Here is a 25,619-nt window from a genome sequence, read left to right on the forward strand (position 1 = left end):
CCGCTCACCTTCCTTCCAGCTCTTCGGGTTCAATATGCCAGCCCGGATCATCGAACAGCGACCGCATCAGCATGGAACCGAAGGTAATGAGCAGTCCCAGTGCCGTAACGATATAGTTATTGAACAGAAAGCTCATTATACTGCTGCTGAACTCATCACGGCTGAACATGAAGCCCAGTCCCGCTATGAAAATACCGACCGACATCAGGAACGGCAGGATCGTTGCTGAAGGCATATGAATCGAGCCCACCGGTTCGGACGGGGTCATCCCCTTGTGTCCGGCCATTTTTTCCTTCCAGAAGGCATCCAGGCCCCGCACCAGCGGCGTCTGCTTGAAGTTATATTCCGGCGGCGGTGAAGGGATCGTCCATTCGAGTGTCCGTCCGTCTTCCCACGGATCGTCGGCTGCATCAGCCGGCCGTCTCGAGGTCAGGAAGATATTCGTGAGGAAGATCAGCATGCCGACCCCCATCAGCATCGCACCAATAGTGCTGACCAGGTTAAGCAGATCAAACTGCTGATTCGGCAAATAGGTGAATACACGGCGCTGCATGCCCATCAGTCCCAGGAAATGCTGCACGAAGAACGTCAGGTGGAAGCCGATAATGAACGTCCAGAAGGTCCACTTGCCTAACGTCTCACTGAGCATCCGCCCGAACATCTTCGGCCACCAGTAATGCAGTCCGGCAAACAGCCCGAGCACCAGACCGCCGACAATAACATAGTGGAAATGCGCCACTACGAAGTAAGTATCGTGGAACTGGAAGTCCGCAGGCGCAGAGGCCAGCATGACCCCCGTTACCCCGCCCATGGTGAAGGTTGGGATGAAGCCGGCTGCGAACAGATTAGGGGTGGTGAAGCGTACCTGTCCGCCCCACATGGTGAACAGCCAGTTGAAGATCTTGATCCCGGTCGGAACGGCGATCAGCATGGTGGAGACTGAGAACAACGCATTCGCTACCGGACCGAGGCCGGTGGTGAACATATGATGCGCCCAGACCATGAAGCCCAGGAAGGCGATCAGAATCGTTGCGAACACCATGGAGCTATACCCGAACAGCCGCTTGCGCGAGAAGGTCGGAATAACCTCAGAGATGACGCCGAAGGCCGGAAGAATCAGAATGTATACTTCGGGATGGCCGAAGATCCAGAAGATATGCTGCCACAGCACCGGATTGCCGCCTCCGGCAACATTGAAGAAGTTGGCTTCCAGTATCCGGTCGAAAGTAAGCAGGACAAGGCCAACAGTAATAGCAGGGAAAGCGAATAGAATAATGGCTGAAGTAATAAAAGTGGTCCAGGCGAACATCGGCATCCGCATGAAGGACATCCCCGGTGCGCGCATCGTGATGATGGTGGCCAGGAAGTTAATGCCGCCAATCAGTGTGCCAAGGCCTGCAATCTGCAGTCCGATGGTATAAAAGTCCACCCCGTGCGTGGGGCTGTAGCCCGTGCTGGAGAGCGGGGTATATGCGGTCCAGCCCGCATCAGGCGCACCGCCCATTACCCAGCTGAGGTTGAGCAGAATTCCGCCGAACAGGAAGGTCCAGAATCCGAGCGCATTGAGAAAAGGAAAGGCTACGTCACGTGCACCAATCTGCAGCGGTATGACTGCATTCATCAGTGCGAAGATGACAGGCATCACGCCAAGAAAGATCATCGTCGTGCCATGCATGGTAATCAGTTCATTGAAGGTCTGGGCATCCAGAAAGGTATTCATCGGCTTGATCAGCTGAATACGGATCAGAATCGCTTCCAGTCCGCCGATGCCGAAGAAGATGCCTCCAGCCCACAGGTAGAGAATCGCGATCTTCTTATGATCGACGGTGGTGATCCAGTCCATTAGCCCGGTATGCCGTTTAACGCTGTGGCCATGCTTCAAGGGCTGGGAGGGATGCAAGGATTGCGCTGCTTCGGCCAAGGTACGTACCCCCTTTTTCAAATATGCTGCTTCCGCTTCGGGCTATAGGCTATCCGGCTTCAGTCCAGCGTGTAACCGGCCAGAAACTCGGCAATTCCGTCAATTTCTTCATCGCTTAAGCCCAGGTCCTTGGGATCCGGCATCTTGTTGCCCGGCTTCACGCTCTGGGGATCATGCAGCCACGTCTTCAGATTCTCTTCTACCGGTGCCCCGTCCACGCGAGTGTCGTCATTAAGCAGAATGCCGGCCACCGATTCGCGGGAGCCGATTCCGGTCAGATTGGGAGCCTGGGAAAGATCCTGCATACTTCCAGTCGCATGGCAGGTCAGGCACTGGGATTTGAAGGTCTCCGCGAGCGCCGGATCATCCGGCAACACGGAATCAGGAGCCTTCATCGAAGCTAACCACTCCTCAAAGGCCGTACTACTGACTGACTTTACCTTAAACTCCATGAAGCCGTGGGAAGGCCCGCACAGCTCCGCACATTTGCCGCGGTAAACGCCTTCATTCGGCGCACTGAAGCTGAAGCGGTTGACCGTTCCGTCGGGGTTGGTGTCCATTTTGCCGGAGAGCGAAGGTACCCAGAAGGAGTGCAGGACATCCTTGGTGCTTAGCTCAAAAGCGATATCCTTGCCGGCGGGAATCACCAGATCCTGTGCTGTTGTCACCCCGTAATCCGTATATTCAAACTCCCACCAGTATTGATGGCCGGTCACTTTGACCTTAATGGCATCCTTATCATCCGAATGATCATTGCCGGCAGCGAACACCGCCTTCACTGTAGGAACCGCCAGCACAACTACGAGAATAAGCGGGATGACCGTCCACAGCACTTCGAGCCTGAAGCTGCCTTCCACCTGCTTGGGAATCTCGTTCTGATCCGGTTTCCGGCGGAAACGGATCCATACATAAGCCGCAATGGAGAAGACGACCAAAAGCACCACGATCATGATTGAGATCGACAGCTTCATAAGTGCAAACGAGCTTTCCGCTGCGGGTCCCTGCGGTCTGAGTACCGACAAGTCTTCCCGCCCGCATCCGGCAAGAATGAGTCCAAGCGCTGCGGTCATGGGAAGAAGCCGCTTTCCAGCCTGCCACGTTTTCATCATTGATCTACCCCGCTTTTCCCGAATTCGTAGATTAGAGTATTTTCCTGTCAATTATAACAATCACTATTAATATAAGTTCGCCCCACTGTTTTGTCAATCGTTCACAACAATTTCACATAATCATTTTGAAAAAGAAAAACGCTTGCCCTTACTGATTTTAAAAGCGCTTTCAAAATAAGGAGAAAACTGTTAAACTACTTTTAAAGCGTATTCATATGTATTTGTGTCTATTAATTCATTTGACTAATTATAGGGACCTGTATCCGGTAAACCGGGCAGACAAAAAAAACCGATTCCAGCGGCAGCAGGCTGCCCGGGCACGGTTTATGAGAATCCTCATGGATGTTATAGCGCAAAATGTTGTCATCAAAAAGCAGAAGCAGAAGCAGAACAATTCTATCTGTTGTTTAAGAAACGGACGAATTCATTCTTACCAGTTCATGCTCCACAACCATGGTCAGCTCTTCTTCATAGCCTCCCGTGATCCGATACTTCCGGACGTACTCCTTCACAAATTTCTTGGGATCTTTGGGCCGGAAAATGCGTGTCATTTCCCGTAGACTTTCCTTGACTTCGTTATGACCTTTACTTGCCATGATCAGTTCCCTCCCAAAACATTGAAAATGAATGCTCCGTTGTAGAGAATGCATGATGAAAAGTCCGCCGTAACCTTGAAATGCAAGTTAAGAAACCATTACACATACGTGGCTTGCATTATCCGCCTTGACCATCCTTCCGGTATTCCGGAAATCCGCCTTGCCGGTGAAGCAGGTTCGTCGTGATTTGGGCTGAGAGTAAGGATGTCTCAGAGTAAAGACACCTTGACACTTTAGTTACCCGAAGAGCCACTTGCTGAATCACTCCTTTCGGGCCTTATCGTTATATTGTATCATATTCCAGTCCAAGTTCCACCTTTCCTTGTAAAATATGCGAATGGAAATTTTTTATACTTCTTTAGCTTCCACGCTAAGTAAGCTCCTCATTTTCCGCTACAACCGCTACTCCTGACCTGACCTCAGCAACGCGTCCGGCCCCCTGTGGCTAAAATATATAGTATGTCTTCCGCCAGCTTTGGGAACCTGATATTAGTCTAACCAATGCTGCAGAAAATATTGGACATATCCCCTGTGCAGTTCATACTTTAACGTGATTCTTCATAGGCTTGTAGGGAGGAAGGTTGATTATCCGTGCCTTTCTTCTTCAAACCAAGGAGAGTGAGCCCTTTGTCCCCTTTCAGATCTTCCACCGGATTGCCCGATAATATTGCCGCCGCCTTGTGTTACTTCTTCCCGTTCATTGGTGCCATTGTGTTCCTCGCGCTGGAGAAGCGCAGCCGGTTCGTCCTGTTCCACTCGCTGCAATCCCTGATTGCCTTCGGGGCGCTGATGGTAGCCCATGTACTGAGTGGCTTCATCCCTTTTCTCGGTTCTGTCGTGGCTGCCCTTCTCTCCCTGCTGGGCTTCGCCGTATGGCTGCTGATGATCTACCACGCACTGGGCGGAAGATGGTATAAGCTGCCCTGGGCAGGAGCAATTGCCGAGAGTCAGCTGCGGCAGCTGTAACCGGTAAAAAAGATTCCCTTTTGCCTGTCCTCTCCGTACAATGGAATCAGGACTTACAGGAATCTTTACAGGCTGGGGGAACAACCATGTATTTATTGATCATAAATTCCCGCTCGGGCGGCGGAGCAGGGCTGCGGACTTGGCATACCGTTGAAGCCATGCTCAAGGCACGCGCCATTGCGCATGAAGCACTGTTCACGCAAAGCGCAGACAGTGCGGAGAATCAGGTGCTGCACGCCCTTGCCCGCCGCGAGGACTGGCGCGCCGCCATCGTTATCGGCGGCGACGGCACGATCCACAGCGTGCTGGGCGCACTGCGGCGCAGAGGGGTGCCGCTCGGCGTAATCCCCGCCGGCTCCGGCAACGACACCGCGCGGGGCTTCGGCATCCCGCTCACTCCGGAGGCAGCGCTGGATAACGCGCTGCAGGACCGCTGCCTCGAAGCTGATCTGCTCTCGGGCGCGGACGGGCTCACCCTGACCGCCGTAGCCAGCGGCTTCGATGCCCAGGTAGCCGTCAATGTGAACAACAGCCGCTACAAACGGCTGTGCAATGCCATCGGCGCCGGCCGCCTGGCTTATATCATCGGCATTCTGCATACGCTGATTACCTTCAAGTCCTGCCGGGTCAGCGTGACCTGCGACGGCAGGTTGCAGACCTTCGACCGGGCGTGGCTGGTCTCGGTCTGCAACCTGCCCAGCTACGGCGGCGGGCTGCTGATCTGCCCGCAGGCGGAGTCAGGCGACGGCCTGCTCGACGTCTGCGTCGTCCACGGGATCAGCCGCGGGCAGTTGCTGCGGCTGTTCCCGACGGTGGTGAAGGGCAAGCATGTTGCGCTGCCCTACGTCACCATGCTGCGCGGACGCAGCGTAGCCGTCCACTTCGCGCAGCCGCGCCATGCCATCGGCGACGGCGAGGGCCTCGGCACCGCGCCGCTGGCCGTGCGCTGCGAGCCGGGGCGCTGCGCGTGCTCTCGCCGCTGGCGGCGGCCGGCGCGCAGGGCGCGGCCGGGCCGTGCCACGCGAGCGGCTAGGCGGGGCGCGTGTCGCTGAGGCTGTGGGAGCCGTGGCGTGGCCGGCGGGAGGCACGGCCGGCTGGCCGAGCACGGGCAGCCGGTTGAGCCTGCTTCCACCAACGACGTTCCGGCGATCTAGCCACTATGTACCCCTTGCGGACTGAGAGGACCTTAATCTCTCCGGCAAGGGGTTTTTAGTTGACTTGCAGACTGAGATTCCGCTATGCCCCACAAATTGATTGATCTGATGCACCAAATGAACAAATAAGCGCACTGGAGTCCGCTGGCAGCAAAAACACGCCAAATTTCCCAAATAAGCGCATTTCAGTCCGCGTAGTATATTGCACATTCCTATCCCCCGCCTGAATCCAGTTACTCACAAACCAGCTCGCACATACCCTCCCGCTCCCGCACAACATCTGCATTACTCACACTAGCTTCTACAATGCACACTCCCAATCTCCCCGTAATCCCATCATCCCTTGCTCCCCTCAATTCACACTTCGGCCCGCCGTAACTCCATCACCCCTTGCTCCCCTCAACTCACTCTTCCGCCCGCTTATGCCCCATGTTACTCACAAACTAGCTCGCTCATCCCTTCAGCTTCAGTCCAGCAGATTCGTCTCAGCTCCTCTCCCGCATTACTCAGCAGGCCAAACCAGCGCCTGACCGAAGCACTGGAGGCGTATGACTGGCCACACACTGAAGGCGTTAGCCGTGAGCTTCGTCCCTGCTCTCTAAGGCTACAACCCAGCACTCCCCTCAGCCGCACTAACTATGCCCGCCTTCAAACACAAACAGGCAGGCCCACGGATAACCTCCGGGGGCCTGCCTGTTATTTACGTCTGCCGCAAAAGTCCACCCGGCAGTTCTCCTACTCTTCCACGAAGCCAACAACGCCGTCATCCAGCGAAGCGATCCGCACCAGCGACTCCACGCGGTAGCCGGCTTCCTTCAGCAGCCGGTTGCCGGGCTGGAAAGCTTTTTCGATCACAATCCCAATCCCGGCAACACTGCCGCCCGCCTGTTCAACAATCCGCGCCAGCCCGAAGGCCGCTTCACCATTCGCCAGGAAATCATCGACGATCAGCACGCGCTCACCGGGTGCGATGAACTTTCGGGAGACGGTAATTTCATTGGTTTCCTTCTTCGTGAAGGAGTAGACCTTCTCCACATAAATATCTTCCGTCAGCGTCAGCGACTTCTGCTTGCGGGCAAAAATCATCGGGACCTCAAGCTCCAGCGCCGTCATAATGCCGGGGGCAATCCCCGAGGATTCGATGGTCAGCACCTTGGTGATTCCTTCCCCGGCGAAACGGCGGGTAAACTCGCGCCCTACTTCACGCATCAGGAAAGGGTCCATCTGGTGATTCAGAAAAGAATCAACCTTGAGCACACCAGGGCCGAGAACAATACCTTCGTTAATGACCTTTTGTCTCAATAACTCCATCCGTGCTCCTCCTCTATCCTCAAATGGACCCTGCTTCGTCTGCTACAGACCCGTAGGTTTCTGGGGCAGCAGGTTACCGACAATCGACTTCAGCTCGTTATCCTGCTTACTGTTCTTTTTGCCGTTGTCAAAGCTCGTAATCCGAATCTCTGAATACTTCTCTCCAGGTGCCACAGGTTTGAACACTAACTTCTCCCGGTCCTCAAGCCGGACATTAAAATTCATGTCCTTAAACATGCCGATTAGATCCTGCTCTCCCGGGGTCTTCCCTTCGTCCAAAAACAGCAATCCGCGTAACGGCTTCACGCCTTCCGAATGCTGCACATCAAAATGAACAATACACTCCACGCTTGTCACCTCCCTAGCTTAGTACCCTCTGCATCCCAGGAGCTACTCCGCCTGTTCTTCCCCGGCTTCATCCTGGTCATGCAGTACATATTTACTGTAAATCCGGCCATAGCGTTCCCCGTACCGCTTCTGCAGCTCAGGCCCCATATCTTCTTCAAGCTCGAACAATACCATTTCCTGTGTAAAATGATTCAGCAGCAGCTCCACGAGCACCGGATGCTCGGTAACCACCGCCTGCGCGGTTCCGTCCTCATAACGCATGCCGAGCATACACCAGGAACGGTCGATGACAAAAGAAAACTTCCGCCCCCCGCTGCGCTGTGGCTTACCGTCCAGCGGCGGCCATATCGGGTATGGCGCAGAGGCCGCGTTGCCGCCGTCAAAAGCCCACAGCAGCTTCACTCCGCGCAGCTCTGCCTGCTCCAGCTCGCTGCGCAGCAGCGAGGCTTCCTCCCGCCATACATCGACCACGATCTCCTGAGCCGCGAGATTCAGCTGGCGGATCAGCGCTCCCGTTACGTTGCGGTCACCTTCCACGTTATAGAATGAAGGGCTGACCGGGCCTCCGCGCGGCATTTCACTTTCCATATACGCCAGCGATGCCTGTACCCGGCCGGATATCATCGTCGCCAGCTCTTCAGGGTCCAGCACGCTGTAGCGGGCCGGCTCCCCTTCCCCGCAGCGTACGTAGCCTTGTTGCGTCAGGCGCTGAAGCGCCGCGTATACATTCGATCTTGATACTCCTAGCTGCTTTGCCACTTCGTAGCCCGAAGCCTGGCCCTTGGTGGCCAGCTCAACCATAATTTTGGATTCCATCTCTGTGAAACCCAAATTGCGCAGATGCAGCAGCAACTGTTCCATCTATGTTGTCCCCCTAAGCTGTCTGTCTAACCCTGTCTAAATTTGCTCCGACCCGCAGCGCGGGCACCACATTGAGCCTTTCGGCAGATCGGCGCGGCAAATCTGGCATTTCACAATATCCCGTGTACCCGATTCGCTGACGGCAGTCTCTTCTGCAGGCTCACTGGCTTTCCAGTCGCGGATCCGGCGGTCCAGCTCCAGCTGGCGCTCACGTTCACGCTCCAGTTCATCGGCCTCACGGCGGCCCCGTTCTGTATCCGGAAGAACCCGTTCATACTCTTCAGGCTCCGGTTCAACTTCAATTTCCGGCAAGGCTTCGGCGTACTGGACAGGTTGTTCAGGTCTCTTAGCGAGTTCCCGCTCCGCTTCTGTCAATTCTTCCTCACCGTAGTATTGATCTTCCTCATCTTCGTGCTCATGTACGGTATGTACCGTAACGGTAGGCGCCGGGTCCTTGCGCAGCACCGGTTCCTTGCGCAGTGGCAGCTCCTCAAGCTTGCGTCCGCAGTGCGGGCAGAAGTTGGCATCCAGTGCTACGATCTGGCCGCAGGCACAGAGCCGTTCATTCTTCAGTTCGGCAATTCTTGAGCGCACACCCTCAATCTGCTCCTGAAGCTTGTTACAGCCGCGCGCCAGCTCGATCATCTGCCCCTCTGCCACCGACATATCTCTGGAACGATATCCTTCGTAGAAAAGCTTTCCCATTTTCAAAAATTCAAGTTGCATCTCATGTTCGATATCAGAAATTTGCCCGTTCAGCTTGCCTACTTCCACCGAGCTTTGCGCTTTTTCACTCACCCGGCTGGCACCGTCTTTAATGCGTTGCAGAAAATTCATTGTAGTTCCTCCTTCTCCAGAGTGAGAATAGGCTGATTCGCAGCCGCAAAATAACCCTATACATCCTTATCGCTCCGTATAGCAGTGGAAACGTGACTCTATCATACCAAAAGTCCCTGACAGATTCATTATTTGTCGTCAGGTGTTAAATACTACATGACGAACATTATCGAATAATGGAGGGATAACATTGCCTGACGATAACCATAAACGATATTTCGTATCCGTGAATCATGGCCTGATTCAGGATGTGCGTAACGACTCGAACGAATTTGAGGTTCTGCTCTCGGATGAAGAGCTTACCGTGCTCCATGATCTTCTGAAAGGTCTGGCCGGTGAGGACGACTATGCCTTCCGGCGTGCTTTTGTCCCCTATAAATCAGCCGATCATGATGATGCTGCTGAGCAGTTTGACGATGCCACCATTCATCTGTTCCAGTATTTGCATGACCACGGCACAGACGAAACGCGCCGGCTCATTGATGAAATGAATGTTCTGCAGAGGCTCGGAAATACCGGCTACCAGGATGAAGGTTACGGCGGCGGTTCTCCGACTAACAAGTAGAAACGGCTCTGCCGCCCTAATCTGGATCGTAAAGCCCCGTCCCGTCTGACAGATAGGCCTATTGTGAGCTAATACGCTGCTGCGGGAAGAATGTTTCTCTTCTGCTTCATCCGGCTTTGTTTTGCTTCCGGGGCTGTACTTCGGTTAAAATAGAATCACATAAACTGCAGCGCATTTTATGCGAACGCCGTAGTCATCCGTTCATGGTCTACAGTCACAAATAACGAATACCGGGAGAGTTTCAGTGGAAGAATACGATAGTACACAGGTTACACTACACAAGTTGCAGGTCCATGTGAAGGATATGCAGAAGTGGCAGGTACACGAAGATTTTGCCAAGCAGGTTGAGAATTTCAAAGCTTTGCCGGCGCTTTACCGACATGCTCTGAATGAGCTTGAGAATAAAATTGATGTCATCCGTACAGAATGGCAGGTACGCGACGGCTTCAGCCCCATCGAGCATGTGAAGTCACGCATTAAGGAACCGAAGAGCATTGTACAGAAGATGGAACGCAAAGGCCATGATTTCACGCTGGAAAATATGGAGCAGCACATTCACGATATTGCAGGTATGCGGATCGTCTGTGCTTTTGTGAAGGATATTTACCGGCTGGTGGATCACCTGTGCGCGCGCGAGGACATCCGTGTACTGGAAATTAAGGATTACATCGCCCATCCGAAGCCTAACGGCTATCAGAGTCTGCATCTTATCGTCGCCATCCCCCTTGTGCTGCTGGAAGGAACCCGCTGGGTCAAAGCCGAAATTCAGCTCCGCACACTCGCTATGGATTTCTGGGCCAGCATGGAGCATATTCTCTACTATAAATTTGACAAACAGCTGCCGCCGCATGTGGCTGAGGAATTGAAGGAGGCTGCGCGTGCCGCCGATGAACTGGATCAGAAGATGCTCCGCCTGCGCCGGGAGATCCTCGAACTGTCAGAAGCGGAAGGCAGCAGTAATGAACCCTTAGTATAAGTATATTTGTATACAATCAAGGCAGTACTTTAACAGCTAGGATGTTAAAGTACTGCCTTGATTTGCGTTGTCCGCTTACAATTTATTCAAGCGAGCCGCACGTTTGGCGGCGGCTTCTGATACCCGGCGCATCAGCAGGGCAAGTCCTTCCCGGGCCTTGGGCGTCTGCGGCAGCAGCGCGCTCCAGTCCTCTTCCGGTTCAATGACATCAGGCATAGCCGGAAATGGCCGGGCAGAGATCTCATGAAACAGCGGCCCCGGCTGATGAAGCGAGCCCTCCGCAGCCGCCTCGGCCAGCCATTCTCCCGAGGACACTGCCGGACCTTTACGTTCCAGCCGGGCCAGCTCGGACGCAAGCGTTACAGGCGCAGGCGTCCCTTCTTCGGTAACCCGCTCATTCTCCTGCTCCGCCCAGAGAGCAAACACCCCGGAGAGCAGCTCCTCCTTGGACAGGCCGCGCAGGGCAAAAGCCAGCAGCGGCTCCTTCGCCAGCTGCTGCTTCACCCGAAGCCGCAGCTCCCCGGCGGGCAGCAAGCCTGTGCCCTGTTCATTGGCCGCCTGTTCGAGCTCAGCATCAGCAGGCAGCACCTCAAGAGCAGCAAGTCCGCCTTCCAGGCTGCCCTGGAGCAGCTCATACAATTCACCCGGATGCGCAGAGAGCTGTAGCAGCACCTCATTCTTCCGGGCGGCCGTCCATTCCGGAATATGCAAAGTGAACACCGCGCGCTGCGCTTGTTCCTCTGCAACTGCGCCGGATTTGCCGTTCCGTCTGCCTGCACCTTCCGCAGCAGCGGTTCCCAGGCTCCCGGTGGCCTTGATCTTTCCCGGCAGCACCTCCAGCTTCAACTCCAGCAGTTCACTCATGGATGTTCCCCTCTTTCTGCAATACAGCTATCATTTACATCCAGTCCTGTCCTTGCAGCTCGATCAGCTCCTTCAGCTCATGGTTGGACATTTCGGTCAACCAATTCTCGCCGGAGCCGACTACCTGCTCGGACAGACTTTTTTTACGCTCAATCAGTTCATCGATCCGTTCCTCCAGCGTTCCCTGGCAGATCAGCTTATGCACCTGAACATTCTTGTGCTGCCCGATCCGGAATGCCCGGTCCGTAGCCTGGTTCTCCACTGCCGGGTTCCACCAGCGGTCATAATGCAGCACATGATTGGCCCTGGTCAGATTGAGGCCTACGCCCCCGGCTTTGAGGGACAGGACGAAGAATGCAGGACCTTCCCCCTCCTGAAAAGCATGCACCATCTCGTCGCGTTCACGCTTCGGAATACCGCCATGCAGGAAGAGCGGTGTCTGCCCGTACCTTCTGGCCAGCCGGCTGACGAGCAGCTCGCCCATCGCCACATACTGCGTGAAGATCAGCGCGGACTCCCCAAGCTCGGAGATGCTGTCCAGCACCTCGAACATCACATCCATTTTGCCGGAAGGCTCACTGCGCAGGCTCCGTCCGTCATCCTTGCGGAACAGCTGCGGATGATCACAGATCTGCTTCAGCTTGGTCAGCGAGGACAGCACCAGCCCCCGCCGGGCCATGCCCGACCGCTCACCGATTACGCCGAGCATCTCATCCACAACCCCCTGATACAGGGCTGCCTGCGTTTCTGTTAGCGGACAATACGACTTGAGCTCGATCTTCTCGGGAAGATCCTTCGAAATATCGGGATCACTCTTCAGGCGGCGCAGCAGGAATGGCGATACGAGTCGGTGAAGCTCACGCAGCCGTTCCCCGCCTTCGCCGGATACATACCGCTGGCGGAAGGAATGATAGGTTCCGAGGTACCCCGGATTCAAGAAATGAAAGATCGACCACAGCTCGCCGAGCCGGTTCTCTACCGGGGTACCGGTCATCGCAATCCGGTGCGGTGCGGTCAGCTTCATGACACTCTGCGCCTGTTTGGTGCGGTGGTTCTTAATATACTGCGCCTCATCCAGCACAACGGTTGACCAGTGCACCCCGGCCAGATCCTCACTGTCCCGGCCTGCCAGATGATACGTTGTCAGTACAATCTCATGGCTGGCGGCAAGCTCGGTGAAGCCTTCTCCGCGTACCCGCCGGCCGCCATGATGGATATGCACACTAAGCGAAGGTGCAAACCGCTGCAATTCCCGCTGCCAGTTCCCCAGCAGTGAGGTCGGGCAGAGGATAAGCACAGGCTCCTGCTTCTCTCCCGGCGGCGCATTCAGCGCACGGTCCAGCAGGCAGGTGATCACCTGCACGGTTTTGCCAAGCCCCATATCATCGGCCAGACAGACCCCGAAGCCAAGGCCGCTAAGCGCCGTAAGCCATTGATATCCCCGCTCCTGATAAGGCCGCAGGGTACCATTCAGATCATCCGGCACCGGACGCATGGGTAGCCCGCGCAGCACATCGCCATGCATAAGGGAGGCCAGCAAACCGGAGGTCTCCATGCCCGTGACCGACATGCCCTTCCATAGCCGTTCTTCGCCATCCTCGGCTTCCAGGCGCATCCAGTCTGCTGCCGTCATCTCTCCGCTCTCGTTGCGCTTCATATATCTCAGGACCTGACGGACCTCCTTCGGGTCCACTTCGATCCATTCGCCCCGGAAACGTACAAATGGCACTCCGGCTTCAACCAGAGCATTCAGTTCATCCTCGCTGATCTCCGAATCGCCCAGGGAGGCCTCGATGCGGAAGGAGATCAGCTCCTCCATGCCTAGCGCTGCTTGTACAGGGCCGTCCACTCCGCCTGGCGGCGGCTGCATCTTCATTCTCATCCCGATCCGCCGCCGTCCTTCGCGGCTCCAGCGTGAAGGCATCTGCACCGTAATTCCCCGTTCACGCAGCTGCTGTACACTCTCCTTCAGGAAAAAATACAGCCGCTCCGGAAGCAGCTCTACCCCGCGCGGCGCCGGTTCAGCCAGCGCACGCTGAATGTCCGGCGAGATTTTGGCTGCCCGCCCCAGCGCAGCAAGCAGCTGCTGCTGAATGTTGCGGTAGCGCTTGCCCCACAGCGTGAATTCCCGTTCCCGGCTGCTCCAGACCGCTTCAGCCGGAATCCAGAATTCACCTTCCTCCCGGCTCTCCGCCCAGAACGTCAGCCGCCACAGCTCACTGTCGTCTGCAGGCGGCTCCAGCCGCAGGCCCAGGCTGAGCTGTCCGCTGCGTGCCTCCTCAGTCTCGAAATGCGGAACCTCGTTGCCTGCCGTCTCACTCACGGCAGCCAGTAGCTCGGTCACTTCAGCCGGAGTCCCCTGAACAGGGATATCCCGGCTGCCGGTCAGCAGACTGTTCCACCACAGCTCTGTAAGCGGCGAGTAGCCGCGGCGGTAGTTCGCTTTGAATGGACTCAGCGCACTCTCGTTGGCCGCGACCACATTCTTGATCTCCGCCGTCATCACAGCCTGCAGGAACGAATAGAGCACGTACCCGCCTGCTTCCTCACGCGAGGACAGATCCCCCTCCTCGGCTACGTGAGTGCCGAGTGCAAGCACCGGCATGGAAGCCGCCATCTGCAGGAAGAAATCCTTATCCGCCTCTTCCCGGAAAGCCGGCGACCAGCATACCGCTGCCGCCTGCTCGCCTCCGCGGCGGCGTGAGCCCACCTTGCGCGGCGGCTGAGCGCCGGGGACAATCCCGCCTTTGCCCATCAGTTCCAGCGCAAACCGGGCAGCAGCCGACCAGTAGCGCAGTTCTCCACCAGGCTCTATGCCCTGGGCGCGGCTTGCCTGCTCATCCCAGGCAAGGAGCAGCTCGAAAGCGTCCTTGGGCGACAGGGCCAGCCCTTCGAGGGTGCGCCCCGGCATTCCGCGCCGTGCCGTCTTCCCTTCCACGGCGGCGGCGGCAGGATACTTCACTTCCGCCAGCCGCAGCGCAGCACCCGCAAAAGGACGCCAGCCGCTCCGAAATTCCAGCCGTTTAATCACACGTGTCCACGCGTCCACCTTCGGCTCAGAAGTTTCACCCGAGAAGCAAAATAATACGTCCCCTAACCATATTGCATACAGATGCTTAATCATTGATGATCTCCATTCTTTTAAGCAAACAGAAAGAGCCAGTCCGTCCCAGCGGGAAGACTGTTTCCTTCTCTGCGAGAAATATATTATGAAGCTGTACTAGCAGCAGTAACTGTACAGCCATCCCATTGTGGTTATCACTGCAACTTTTTTCTTCATCCCTTCATCTTATACGAAAAAGTCTATATTTAAAAACTTTTCTGCACGTTTTCTGCAGAAAATCTGCAGATTTTTTTGCAAATCTGCCCCATTCGCAGTTCCGTCAGCATTCCGGAGGGGTCCTCAGACCCAATCGGGGCTGCTTGAAGCTTGAAGCTTGAAGTCATTTGACTTGCCTCGCCATTGGACTAAGCCCTTGGTACCTCCTACGCTAATCATTAACCCAATTGTCAGATATCCCACACCATCGGCACAGCAAAACTGGCAGCCGCAAGCATCGGCCTAACGCCAATAGGATTATTGTGCAACCAGTATGTCTTTCGGGGACCTCAACAGCACTGTACGGGACTCGCAGGCAATTCAGGAAACTTAATGGCATATGGGGAACTGATTGGCACCATAGAAACTCCATGGTATCTTGGGAACTCACTAGCACCTTGAGAACTCCATGGCACCTTGAGAATCATTGTACCCCACCTTATAAGCTGCACTTAACTCTGATGACCGTATTTAAGTATTTAAGACTAATTGTAAACACGCAACCGCTCAATCGGCGGTGGTCAGATCAAATAAATCCAAAATGTTGTATGTATTACAACCTTGATCCCATAATACGAAGGCTTCCGAAGGGAATGTTGTATGAAATGCAAGAATTATCTCCGAACGTCGCTTGAATGAGAGAAAATGCTGCATTCCTTACAACAATTTCCGATTCCGCTAGATTTCGTGGTAGGAATGTTGTATTTTGTGCAGTATTATGCAAACTCATTTTCAGTCCTTACAAAGGACATCAATAGAATATTAAGTGGAATAATGTAACTTAATTCGGCTATTTTAAGTGATTTTCATCAAATAAGTGGATAAACACTACTTAATTTCGTCCATTACTGCTGGCTTGGCCCATATGCAGAAATTTAAGTGCTCTTTTTCCAACTGTTGTTTATTAGGGGGCCCCTCATCTGCCGCAGGTGGAGAAAATCCAACTAATCGGTCCTTTGCATCATCCGTACCCGGCAAAACTGTTTTTTTCAGGCAGCACAAAGAACCGTCCTCCCCTCTAAGCAAGGGGAAGCCGGCTCTTTATAAACTAAAAGAGTTACTTGTCCGCCTGAATCCGCAGCTCCCCGCCGTCTGCAGCATCCGCTACCTGTACAATAATCGCACCCTTCTTGCCGTTATAAACCCAGCCCTCTTTGCCTTCATTCAGCTGTTCCAGGGTGATCTCCTCAAGGCCGTCCACCGCAGCCACGGTGAAGAACGGATAACAGAGCGCAAACCGCAGCATCTCCCGGCGCGGCTTATAATCATGCACGCCATATACCCATTGCAGCACCAAACCGCCTTCAGTCCCCGTAGCCTGCACAGCAAGCTCTGTATATTGACCTTTTCGGTAACCGAAGCTGTGCCCGTCATCCTCATACAGCTTGAAGGCCGCCGAGAATCCTTTGGCAGCTTCCGCCCCGTACAGATGGAAGATGACCGTCTCTTCCGTGTCCTCCAGCGCATACTGCTTCAGCGGACCTTCGGCCGTGAAGCTGCCCGCCTTCACATACATCGGCATAATATGCAGCGGTGCAGCAGCAAGAATATGACGGCCGCCTTCGTGAATCTCCCCATCCCAATAGTCAATCCAGCAGCCTTCGGGCAGGTAGACCGAGCGGTGATCTGTATCCGGGCGGTAGACGGGAGCAATCAGCACATTCTCGCCAAGCAGGAACTGATCGCACAGATTGGTCACATGCGGGTCACGCGGATATTCAAGGATAAGCGGACGGATCACAGGCAGCCCGCACATTTCCGCCTCATGAAACAGATTGTACAAATGCGGCATCCAGCGGTACCTCAGTCCGATGAATTCGCGCAGAATCCCCTCCACTTCTTCCCCGAAGGACCAGGGCTCCTGACGCAGTGTTCCGATGGAGGAATGATTGCGGCAGTATGGGAAAAACACGCCCATTTGCGTCCAGCGCACCAGCAGCTGTGCAGACGTATGATGGGCGAACCCGCCGATATCCGGCCCGGAGAACGCCAGTCCCGACAGTCCCATATTGAGCACCATCGGCATGGCCATCGCCATATGCTCCCAGAAGCTGCGGTTATCCCCGGTCCATACGGCTGCATACCGCTGAATACCCGCATAACCGGCCCGGGTCAGCACAAAAGGCCGCTCGCCCCCCATATGCTCGGCAAGTCCCTCATACGTGGCTTTGGACATCATCATCCCGTACAGATTGTGGTATTCCTCATGGGTAACCGGGCGGCCGTTGTTGAAATGCATTACATCGAGGTCCATCGTCTTGGTCTCATTGAAGACCGCCGGCTCGTTCATATCATTCCAGATCCCCTGGATGCCCAGGTCCGTGTAATACTTGTGCAGGTCGCCCCACCACTCGGCGGTCCGGCTGTCGCTGAAATCGGGAAATGCGCTGATCCCCGGCCAGACCTCGCCGAAGAAGATATCGCCCTCCAGACGGCGGCAGAAATGCTTTTCCAGCACACCTTGCTTGTAGACGTTGTATTTGGGGTCTTTTTTGACTCCGGGATCCACAATGGGCACGATCCGCACACCCAGCTCCCCGAGCTCTGAGATCATTTTCTGCGGATCCGGGAAGTTGACGGGGTCAAAGGTGAATACGCGGTACTCATCCATATAATGGATATCCAGATAAATGACGTCGCACGGAATATCCTTCTCACGGAAGGTACGTGCCAGCTGCAGCACCTCCTGCTGGTTCATATAACTGTAGCGCGACTGGTGGTAGCCGATCGCCCATTTGGGAGGAAGCGCAATCCGGCCGGTGAGCGAGGTGTATCTTTTGACCACATCCTTCATCTCGGGCCCGTTAATGAAATAAATGTCGTATTCTCCCGTAGAACAGCCAATGGTAAAAGCAACGCCATGCGAGCGCATGTCGAAATCACTCCGGCCCGTATTGTCCAGAAATAATCCGTAGGAGAGATCGCCGTGCATGTGAATGAGCAGCGGAATCGATTCGTAGAGTGCCTCAATCTCCGGCAGATGCGGGGCAAAAACATCGGTATTCCAGTTCGTATAACGCTCCCCGCGTTTATCGAGGAAGCTCGACTTCTCACCCAGTCCGTAAAAATGTGAATCCGGCTGCATATCATACTCCGCATGGCTTGCGCCGCGCGGGTTCCAGCTGGTCAGATTCTGCTGCATAATCACCTTGCCCGAGGTATTCTCCACACGGAGAAGAAACGATGATTTCTCGATAATCAGCCGGATGGCGCTCGTTGTGAAGATCAGCTGCTCCTCCGTCTCATCCACAGGAAACAGATGCGGGATACAGCTCTCATTCATCACCGCCTCCGATGTGGTCAGGTCAGGAACCTCACCATGGAAGACTTTCATCCGGAACATATCATCGCTCAAAAAGATAAAGACAACCCCGGCGCATTCTCCGCGGCAGATATAGACATTCTCCGACCGTTCCCAGGAAACCACGCTTCCCGGAGTGTTCCAGGTCTCCTTCATTACGAGTGGTCCCATCTTCTCGGGGCGTATCGCCTCGCTGCTCTCCATGCCTCATGTCCCCCTTCGGCTATTACCTGCTTGATCTTAATCGTTCCCGTATTAGCTCTTCTTCTCTACATATTACCCCGAGCTTACGGAAAGCTATCCGTTAATTTCATGACCTGTTGGTCATTTTTTTGCCGGAGATAGTCTTAATTGCTGTTAAAGCGGGTATATTCAATGTAGGCCAAGGATAGGCAAGTACTAAATAACCTAACTTAGGGAGTGATAAGAACATGAGAAGAAGCAACCCTTATAAGTGGTGGAATCTGCTGCTGTACCTCGGCGTAATTGCCGTCAATACGCTGTCGGTTACGCTGCCGCTTGGCGGAAACAGTACGGGAGAAATTTCAGACAGATATCATACTTACATTACACCGGCCGGCTACGCATTCTCCATCTGGTCTCTGATCTACCTGCTGCTCGCCGGGTTCATTATTTATCAGTTCCGCAGTGATACCGGAGGCAGAGATTCCGTGCAGCGTATAGGCATCTGGTTCATGCTCAGCTGTATATTTAATATGGGTTGGCTGTTCCTCTGGCATTATTTGTACATTGAGCTGTCGCTGGTTGTCATGGTGCTTATGCTGGTTTCACTGATCGTAATCTACCGCCGTACCCGCAGCATCCCGGACCCCACCTCCGGCGAGAAATGGCTGGTTAGACTGCCCTTCAGCATATATCTCGGCTGGATCTCTGTAGCTACCATCGTTAATGTCAGCATCGTGCTGGAGAAGAACAACTGGGACGGCTTCGGGCTAAGCGATTCACTCTGGGCTGTAATTATGCTCTGTGTAGGTGCAGTGCTGGCTGTTATTGTAAGCTTCCCTCACCGGGACAGCATTTATCCGCTCGTCTTCGTCTGGGCCTTCATTGCCATTGCTATCGAACAGAAGGATACAGATAATATTTTCTTCACCGGGCTGATTGCCGCAGGACTTCTGCTGCTCTACAGCATCTGGCTGCTGCTCACCCCGCCGCGTACCCGCAGCAGATATTAACGATACCGGTGAAAAGACATAAGGCTGCCCCGCTCCTGCAAAGGGACGGGGCAGCCTTTATCATTACCTGCTTACCGGCCGATTTCATTATTCCACACTAATCCGCAGCAAAAATCCCACGCACCTGCAAAGAGGTACATGGGATTCAGCCCGGCATTTCGGGTTCTATCTTCAGTAAAGCTTATTTCTTGCGTGCTACCGCTTCGATCTCAACAAGTGCATCCTTCGGCAGACGCGCCACTTCGACTGCGCTGCGGGCCGGATAAGGCTCAGTAAAGAAAGTGGCGTATACTTCATTAACGGCTGCGAAATCATTCATATCCTTCAGATATACCGTTGTTTTGACTACATGCTCCATAGATGCGCCGGCCTCTTCAAGAATGGCCTTCACATTGTTAAGTGACTGGCGCGCCTGTTCCTGCACATTGTCCGCCAATGCGGCCGTTTCCGGGTCCATGCCAAGCTGGCCGGAGGTGTATACCCAGTTGCCGGCAATAATTGCCTGGCTGTACGGTCCAATGGCCCCCGGGGCTTTGCTTGTTGCTACCTGCTTTTTACTCATGTCTCGCTCCTCCTGCTTGCTGTACGCGGCCAGCGGGCCGTTATGTACACATCATTTTAAGTCTCATTGTAAGTCCTGAGGTCTGCTTATTGCAAACCCTCTGAAGTTCTAGTGCTTGCCGATCACATGAATTACTTCATTGGTATAAATATGCACACCGCCTGTATCGGCAAGGGCAATATTCCTCATCGCCCGCGCCACCTTGGCAGCGGGGATTGCCCGGTACTTCGCAGCTTTGCCGACCATAGCGAAATCCAGCGCCTTCATGATTACGGAAGCAGTACGTTCTCCCAGCCTGAATTCTTCGCGGTCACCGAGCAGCAGCGAAGGCCGGAACAGATGTAAGCCGTGGAATCCGGCAGCAATCAACCCGTCCTCTGCCCGTCCCTTGGTCCGGCTATAGAAGTTGCGTGATTTTGCGTTCGCCCCCATAGAGGACACTGCCAGGAACTGCTTCACACCATAGTCCTTGGCTAGAGCCGCAGCAGCAAGCGGATAGTCCAGATCCACCTTCTCGAATTGCTCCTGTGAACCCGCCTGCTTAATCGTGGTTCCCAGACAGCAGAATACCGCATACACTCCTGCGAACTGCTCCTTATATTGCCCAAGCTGATCCCAGTCGATCTGGATCTGCCGAAGCTTCGCATGCTGCAGCTTCAGCGGCCGGCGGACCAGCACGCGGACCTCGTCCCAATCCCCGTTCAGCAAATCCTCCGTCAGCGCCCTGCCCACCAGGCCCGTAGCTCCCAATACTACTGCAATTCTTGTCACCCGGCTGCCTCCTTTATTCAGAATATTCCTCTATTCATCCCGCAAAATACGCCGGCCCAGCAGCAGCGCCAAAGTGATCATCAGCGTCCCTACCACAAGCTGCATGCCGTACACCTGCGTCCATTCGGGCCAATTCTTAATCCATTCGTAGATGCGGCCGCCCAGCAGCGGACCGAAAAAGGCTGCCAGACCCGTGAGTGCCGCATACATAGCCATATACATCGGCCGTTCCTTCTTCGGCGTATCCCCGATAATGAAGTTGAAGGCCAGCTGGTTGAAGCCCCCCACGCCCATGCCAAATACAATATGCGCGGCAAACAGAACCGGCAGCATCGGCAATACGGACAGCAGGCCCCACATCAGCGAGGAGACTGCGATAATCGGCAGCGTCCAGAGCAGCAGCCGTTTGTTGCTGTACTTGGCGTTCAGATTCCCCCACACATAGAAGCTGCCCATCATGAAGATCGTCTGCGATACATTCAGCAGCGACAGCTTCTCATAATTGATATGAAGCAGCTGCAGCATCACATAGGAATACAGCGGCACGGTCAAATTCTGCAGCAGCAGCCATGCGGCCAGGAACAGCGTAGACTTCATAAACAGCTTATCGTGAAGCGGCTTCTTAAACATCGGCAGAAACTCTGTCTCTTCTGATTTCTCGAACGGGACATCAGGGTAGAAGAAGAACACAATAACATTGGAAAGCGAGAAAATCCATACGATAATATACAGGATAAGAAACCCGTGTCCGCCCGGATAACGGTCCAGAATAATGCCGCCTCCGTACATCACCAGGCTTCCAAGCGCATTAAGCAATGTATTACGGATGCCGAAATACCGGCCTCTGACCCGCGCTGGAACCAGGTCACTAATGACGGAGCTCCACAGCACGCCGCCTGCCGTATTGGCAATGAAAGCGATTGTATACATAACTATGAAAGCGGTAACCCAATACTCTTGCGGAAAAATGAACGGCACAAGACCGGTAGATCCCCAGAGCAGTCTGTGCAGGCCAATAAAAGTAACCATAGCCCATTTACGGCTCGGCAGCTTCTGGATCAGGAAAGCTACACCAATCTGTGCCACATTCACCAGGGTGGTAAGCGCCAGAACGAATCCGATCTGGCTGGAGCTCGCCCCTAAATATAACAGAAAGCCTGTCAGGAACTGCCCTTGCAGCAGCACCTGAAATATTGTGGCTGGTATCCCCTCAAAGGTAGCGATCTGCAGATTCTTACGATGTATCGAGGCCTTGCGGACTTCCTTGGAACGGTTCCGCAGGGGCCGGTTTCTCATGATGTTCATGGGGTGATAACACTCCTTTGATGCGGCTTTTGCTTCATTCTACTCCGCATCAATCTCCTGTCAATACACCGAAATCACAAATAAAGTTGGAGCCCGGAATCTGCCCATTCTCTGGGGTTAAAGCGGCAAATACAGGGAGAATAAGCTTCCCTGTCCCTCGCGGCTGTTCAAAGTAATGAACCCGCCAAGCAGTCTGGCCAGATCATTGCTGATTGACAAGCCCAGCCCTGTTCCGCCGTACTTGCGGCCGATGTTTGTATCCGCCTGCTCAAATGCCTCGAAGATCAGATCATGCTTCTCCGGCGGAATACCAATCCCGGTATCCTGCACCTCAAAGGCGACCCATTTCCGCGAGGAGAGCCCCTCTTGCCGTTCCACTACGCGGACATTCACCGATACACCGCCTGTCATAGTGAATTTGAAGGCATTTGAGAGCAGATTGCGGAGAATTTGCTGCACCCGCTGGGGATCCGTATGGATAACCCCCGGCATGTCTGCATCCAGTGAAATATCGAAGTCCAGCTGTTTCTGTTTGGCTACCACACTGAACTGCTGAAGGAGCAGATCAGGGATCTCACTGACATTGAAGTCTTCATTAATAATATCCAGCTTCCCGGCTTCTACCTTGGACAAGTCCAGAATATCATTAATAAGCGAGAGAAGGTCTTCACCCGAGCGGTGAATGATCCCGCCGTATTCTGCCAGCTCTTCCACACTCAGTTCATCTTCGCTTTCTTCAATTAGCTGGGACAGGTTAATGATACTGTTAAGCGGTGTTCTCAGTTCATGGGACATATTGGCCAGGAACTCCGACTTGAACTGCGAGGCAAGCATCAGCTGTTTGGCCCGCTCCTCCAGCACGATTTTATTCTTATGAAGCTCCTCCGTCTGCTCTGACAAAAGCTCATTCGCTCTAACAATCTGTCCGGTGCGCATCAGATCCAGCTGGAAGTCGCGGATAATCAGCGCAAACAGCACACTGAGAGCAAAGCCTGCCGGGAACGTGACCGGCAGAATATCCGTTATGTATTCCTGCGCCGGGATAACTCCAAATACCGTAATATTCAACGCATTCACTACATTTACCACCAGGACAGCAATCAGTCCCTTTTGGATCACAGAGGCAGAAGAACGCTGCATCCAGAGGCTCAGGCCGGCGCAGACAAAGCCGAGGATAGATAAATTCAGCACGCCTACCACAGCTGCTTCGGTAACCCCGAAGGTCAACCGCGTAAGCCCGGTGCCGACACCAATAATGATAAGAACCAGAGGCTGGGGATAAGCCAGTGTAGAAATAATAAGCGGCACAAACCGCAGGTCAAAAATCACATGCTCGTCCAGCCTGTATCCGAAAATTGTACTTACCCACCCGGCGAAGATCGCGAGCAGGACCCAGCTTACTTTTTTCACAGGTTCAGAAGCATAGGTCACCGTATGTTTGTATATTAAGTTTGCCAGATAAGACAATGTAATCAGCAAAGCGGTATTCACAAAAAATATTTTTACATATTCCATAGCCTCACTCCTGCAGCCAAAAATGATATAACAGCGATTATTATTTATACTATCATAGAGGAATGAAATCATGAAGCCACAGTGCTATGGCATATGTATAAGAGGTAGTCTTTCTAAACGCAGTCTCCCTTGTGCCTGTCCGCAGAAGAAGAGCGCAAATCAGATACGATTTGCGCTCTTCTTCTGCGGCGTGAACCAGGGCATCATTGCCTTCCAGCGCCTTTTGGGTACGGAAGCTCCGTCATTGCCGCCAAGCTGTATAACAGGTGCCTCATCCAGATCAACTTCGGCCGGTGTCCACGTCTCTGCTTCCGGCAGTATATAGTACCGGGGGTGGTAGGTGCTGATGGTATCTCCTTGCTGTGTCAGCACCCGGTCAGCATGTATCTCAATAATCCGGCCTGTAACGACGAGGGAATTATTCATAGACATCCGCCTCTCCCTGCATTTGTGATGATCTGATCTGAGGCCTGGCTATATTCTTCGTTTAGCTGCGGATCGACTGCTCCCAGTTGCGGTATTCCGCCTCTGCATCATCCTTGGAATGCCCGTAACGCTCCTGAAGCTTACCTACCAGTTTATCTTTTTCGCCGTCTATTACATCGAGGTCATCATCCGTCAGTTGGCCCCATTGCTTCTTGGCTTCACCTTTGATCTGCAACCATTTACCTTTTAGCACATTGTTGTCCATTACAAGCTCATCTCCTTAGCTGTCGGTTATTGTTGGCACAAGCTAATAATTCTCAGTGAATTATTACCCGTTGGCCCTTTGTGTGAATCCAAACCCCCGGGACAGGCCCCCATAATGGAACTGCAGCGCAAACCGCAAATAAAGTCATAGTTTGTCACATAATAGTCTTTTAAAAAGCTGTTCATATATTTTAAAATTTGATATACTTCAGAAGTAAATTTATTTATCATTTAAGTGATTATTTTCACATGAGTATTTCCCAGCTTGTGCTAGAATGCCATCGAACAAGAAACGAGATAATTAAATTTTTTCTTATTACCTGCCGATATATGTCGTATGCCTGCTACAAAAAGGGACCTTAGACCGATTCCAAAGTGACAAATGTCATTTATAAAGTGATTTTTATCACTTCCAATTACTATTAAAATGTTTTACATTTTAATATATATATTTTAAACTATTTTCTTGGAGGTCATATCAAAATGAAAAAAGCTTCTGTAATCTTGTCGAGCGCCCTGGTACTTGGCACTTTACTCGCGGGTTGTGGTAACAACAACAATGCGGGCAACGCTGCTGCAACTAATGCACCTGCTGCTGCGACCACTGCTCCTGCTGCTGACGCAACAAATGCTCCTGCAGCTAACGCTGGAACAGAAACAGGCAAATACCAAGACGGCACCTACTACGGAACAGTTGATGTTGATGCAGAAACTGGCTGGCAGACTTTCGTTCTGCTTACTGTAGAAGGCGGCAAAATCACCAAAGCTGACTGGAATGCTTTCAATACCAAAACAGCCGGCGATCTGAAGAAAAAAGTATCTGAAGACGGCAACTACGGTTTGGTTAAAATTGGCGGTGCTCAATCCGAATGGCATGAACAAGCAGCTAAAGCTGAAGCTTTCCTGATTGAAAAACAAGATCCGGCAGCACTCGCTTTCGATGCTGAAGGACATACTGACGCTGTATCCGGCGTATCTGTACATGTTAGTGACTTCGTAGGCGCTGCTCAAGCTGCTCTTGCTGCTGGTCCAGTACAAGTGGGTCCTTACAAAGACGGCGGTTACAAAGCTGAAGGCGAAATGGATGCTGAATCCGGCTGGAAATCCACTGTAGCTGTATCCGTTGCCGGCGGTAACGTTGTAGCTGTTAATTTCAGCGGCGTGAATGCTGCAGGCGATGATAAGAAACAATATTCTGTAGACGGTAAGTATGGAATGAAAGCTGGCGGCGCTTCTGCTGAATGGCACGAAGAAATCGCTCTTGCTGAGAAATACTTCCTTGAAAATAAAGGCGCAGCTCCTACTCTGGATGCTGAAGGCAAAACAGATGCAATTTCCGGCGTATCTATCCACGTTGGTGAATATTTCACACTGGCACAAAAAGCACTTGAAGGCGCGAAATAATTATTCGCTATCCTTTTGCAGCTAATCAGACGAATGAGGTGAGTTTCT

Annotated in this window: 22 protein-coding genes; 6 read left to right on the top strand and 16 right to left on the bottom strand. The window is 53.4% G+C overall.

What is annotated here, in order from left to right; translation table 11 throughout:
- Nucleotides 1–4 precede the first annotated feature (4 nt).
- The 3 genes from ctaD to NSU14_RS29255 all read right to left on the bottom strand — a co-directional run bounded on the left by ctaD (nucleotide 5) and on the right by NSU14_RS29255 (nucleotide 3,626).
- Nucleotides 5–1,843: a cytochrome c oxidase subunit I gene (gene ctaD / locus NSU14_RS29245; protein ID WP_042140700.1), complete on the bottom strand. Its 1,839-nt coding sequence runs from the start codon at nucleotides 1,841–1,843 to the stop codon at nucleotides 5–7.
- 137 nt (nucleotides 1,844–1,980) lie between these two features.
- Entirely contained in the window at nucleotides 1,981–3,030 is a 1,050-nt protein-coding gene (gene coxB, locus NSU14_RS29250; protein WP_042133221.1) for a cytochrome c oxidase subunit II, read from the bottom strand.
- Nucleotides 3,031–3,437: 407 nt separating this feature from the next.
- Complete coding sequence (locus tag NSU14_RS29255; RefSeq protein ID WP_019913840.1) at nucleotides 3,438–3,626, bottom strand: hypothetical protein; 189 nt, start codon at nucleotides 3,624–3,626, stop codon at nucleotides 3,438–3,440.
- Between the two features lie 627 nt (nucleotides 3,627–4,253).
- On the opposite strand from NSU14_RS29255, the gene NSU14_RS29260 reads away from it, so the two are divergent.
- Nucleotides 4,254–4,592, top strand: coding sequence for a DUF4870 domain-containing protein (locus tag NSU14_RS29260; protein ID WP_336102511.1), 339 nt, complete (start codon nucleotides 4,254–4,256; stop codon nucleotides 4,590–4,592).
- An 86-nt stretch (nucleotides 4,593–4,678) separates the two neighbouring features.
- A complete protein-coding gene (locus NSU14_RS29265) occupies nucleotides 4,679–5,644 on the top strand; it encodes a diacylglycerol/lipid kinase family protein (RefSeq protein WP_340948155.1) in 966 nt (321 codons plus the stop codon).
- Nucleotides 5,645–6,481: 837 nt separating this feature from the next.
- Here the strand turns inward: NSU14_RS29265 and NSU14_RS29270 are convergent.
- The 4 genes from NSU14_RS29270 to NSU14_RS29285 are packed head-to-tail and all read right to left on the bottom strand — an operon-like array spanning nucleotide 6,482 to nucleotide 9,103.
- On the bottom strand, nucleotides 6,482–7,057 hold the full coding sequence (locus NSU14_RS29270; RefSeq protein ID WP_042133215.1) for a xanthine phosphoribosyltransferase: 576 nt from the start codon (nucleotides 7,055–7,057) through the stop codon (nucleotides 6,482–6,484).
- A gap of 42 nt (nucleotides 7,058–7,099) precedes the next feature.
- Entirely contained in the window at nucleotides 7,100–7,405 is a 306-nt protein-coding gene (locus tag NSU14_RS29275) for a hypothetical protein (RefSeq protein ID WP_042133213.1), read from the bottom strand.
- Between the two features lie 42 nt (nucleotides 7,406–7,447).
- Complete coding sequence (locus NSU14_RS29280; RefSeq protein WP_042133210.1) at nucleotides 7,448–8,266, bottom strand: TrmB family transcriptional regulator; 819 nt, start codon at nucleotides 8,264–8,266, stop codon at nucleotides 7,448–7,450.
- A gap of 36 nt (nucleotides 8,267–8,302) precedes the next feature.
- Nucleotides 8,303–9,103, bottom strand: coding sequence for a zinc ribbon domain-containing protein (locus NSU14_RS29285; protein ID WP_042133207.1), 801 nt, complete (start codon nucleotides 9,101–9,103; stop codon nucleotides 8,303–8,305).
- Between the two features lie 190 nt (nucleotides 9,104–9,293).
- Here NSU14_RS29285 and NSU14_RS29290 point away from each other — a divergent pair, with 190 nt between their 5' ends.
- Together NSU14_RS29290 and NSU14_RS29295 are read left to right on the top strand one after the other, a co-directional pair.
- Nucleotides 9,294–9,668: a hypothetical protein gene (locus NSU14_RS29290; protein ID WP_336103523.1), complete on the top strand. Its 375-nt coding sequence runs from the start codon at nucleotides 9,294–9,296 to the stop codon at nucleotides 9,666–9,668.
- Between the two features lie 304 nt (nucleotides 9,669–9,972).
- Complete coding sequence (locus NSU14_RS29295) at nucleotides 9,973–10,644, top strand: GTP pyrophosphokinase (RefSeq protein WP_042140699.1); 672 nt, start codon at nucleotides 9,973–9,975, stop codon at nucleotides 10,642–10,644.
- A gap of 75 nt (nucleotides 10,645–10,719) precedes the next feature.
- On the opposite strand, the gene NSU14_RS29300 is transcribed toward NSU14_RS29295, so the two are convergent.
- The 3 genes from NSU14_RS29300 to NSU14_RS29310 all read right to left on the bottom strand — a co-directional run bounded on the left by NSU14_RS29300 (nucleotide 10,720) and on the right by NSU14_RS29310 (nucleotide 18,332).
- A complete protein-coding gene (locus NSU14_RS29300; protein ID WP_336103524.1) occupies nucleotides 10,720–11,508 on the bottom strand; it encodes a hypothetical protein in 789 nt (262 codons plus the stop codon).
- Between the two features lie 34 nt (nucleotides 11,509–11,542).
- Nucleotides 11,543–14,632 (bottom strand): DEAD/DEAH box helicase, encoded by a 3,090-nt coding sequence (locus NSU14_RS29305; RefSeq protein WP_336103525.1) that lies wholly within the window; start codon nucleotides 14,630–14,632, stop codon nucleotides 11,543–11,545.
- 1,252 nt (nucleotides 14,633–15,884) lie between these two features.
- Complete coding sequence (locus NSU14_RS29310; RefSeq protein ID WP_042133203.1) at nucleotides 15,885–18,332, bottom strand: glycoside hydrolase family 31 protein; 2,448 nt, start codon at nucleotides 18,330–18,332, stop codon at nucleotides 15,885–15,887.
- A gap of 227 nt (nucleotides 18,333–18,559) precedes the next feature.
- Here NSU14_RS29310 and NSU14_RS29315 point away from each other — a divergent pair, with 227 nt between their 5' ends.
- Nucleotides 18,560–19,324: a tryptophan-rich sensory protein gene (locus NSU14_RS29315; RefSeq protein ID WP_340948156.1), complete on the top strand. Its 765-nt coding sequence runs from the start codon at nucleotides 18,560–18,562 to the stop codon at nucleotides 19,322–19,324.
- A 181-nt stretch (nucleotides 19,325–19,505) separates the two neighbouring features.
- Here NSU14_RS29315 and NSU14_RS29320 read toward each other — a convergent pair whose 3' ends face one another.
- The 6 genes from NSU14_RS29320 to NSU14_RS29345 form a co-directional block, all read right to left on the bottom strand.
- Entirely contained in the window at nucleotides 19,506–19,886 is a 381-nt protein-coding gene (locus NSU14_RS29320) for a RidA family protein (RefSeq protein ID WP_042133197.1), read from the bottom strand.
- 108 nt (nucleotides 19,887–19,994) lie between these two features.
- Nucleotides 19,995–20,657 (bottom strand): oxidoreductase, encoded by a 663-nt coding sequence (locus NSU14_RS29325; protein WP_340948159.1) that lies wholly within the window; start codon nucleotides 20,655–20,657, stop codon nucleotides 19,995–19,997.
- 30 nt (nucleotides 20,658–20,687) lie between these two features.
- Nucleotides 20,688–21,962: an MFS transporter gene (locus NSU14_RS29330; RefSeq protein WP_042133195.1), complete on the bottom strand. Its 1,275-nt coding sequence runs from the start codon at nucleotides 21,960–21,962 to the stop codon at nucleotides 20,688–20,690.
- A gap of 117 nt (nucleotides 21,963–22,079) precedes the next feature.
- Nucleotides 22,080–23,477: an ATP-binding protein gene (locus tag NSU14_RS29335; protein ID WP_042133193.1), complete on the bottom strand. Its 1,398-nt coding sequence runs from the start codon at nucleotides 23,475–23,477 to the stop codon at nucleotides 22,080–22,082.
- A 159-nt stretch (nucleotides 23,478–23,636) separates the two neighbouring features.
- Complete coding sequence (locus NSU14_RS29340) at nucleotides 23,637–23,909, bottom strand: hypothetical protein (protein WP_144026140.1); 273 nt, start codon at nucleotides 23,907–23,909, stop codon at nucleotides 23,637–23,639.
- Nucleotides 23,910–23,964: 55 nt separating this feature from the next.
- On the bottom strand, nucleotides 23,965–24,168 hold the full coding sequence (locus NSU14_RS29345) for a CsbD family protein (protein ID WP_042133189.1): 204 nt from the start codon (nucleotides 24,166–24,168) through the stop codon (nucleotides 23,965–23,967).
- Nucleotides 24,169–24,650: 482 nt separating this feature from the next.
- Between NSU14_RS29345 and NSU14_RS29350 the strand changes: the two genes are divergently transcribed.
- On the top strand, nucleotides 24,651–25,571 hold the full coding sequence (locus tag NSU14_RS29350; RefSeq protein ID WP_042133188.1) for a hypothetical protein: 921 nt from the start codon (nucleotides 24,651–24,653) through the stop codon (nucleotides 25,569–25,571).
- Nucleotides 25,572–25,619 lie beyond the last annotated feature (48 nt).

The sequence above is a fragment of the Paenibacillus sp. FSL R10-2771 genome (assembly GCF_038000205.1).
In the GTDB taxonomy this organism is placed as follows: Bacteria; Bacillota; Bacilli; order Paenibacillales; family Paenibacillaceae; genus Paenibacillus_AQ; species Paenibacillus_AQ phytohabitans.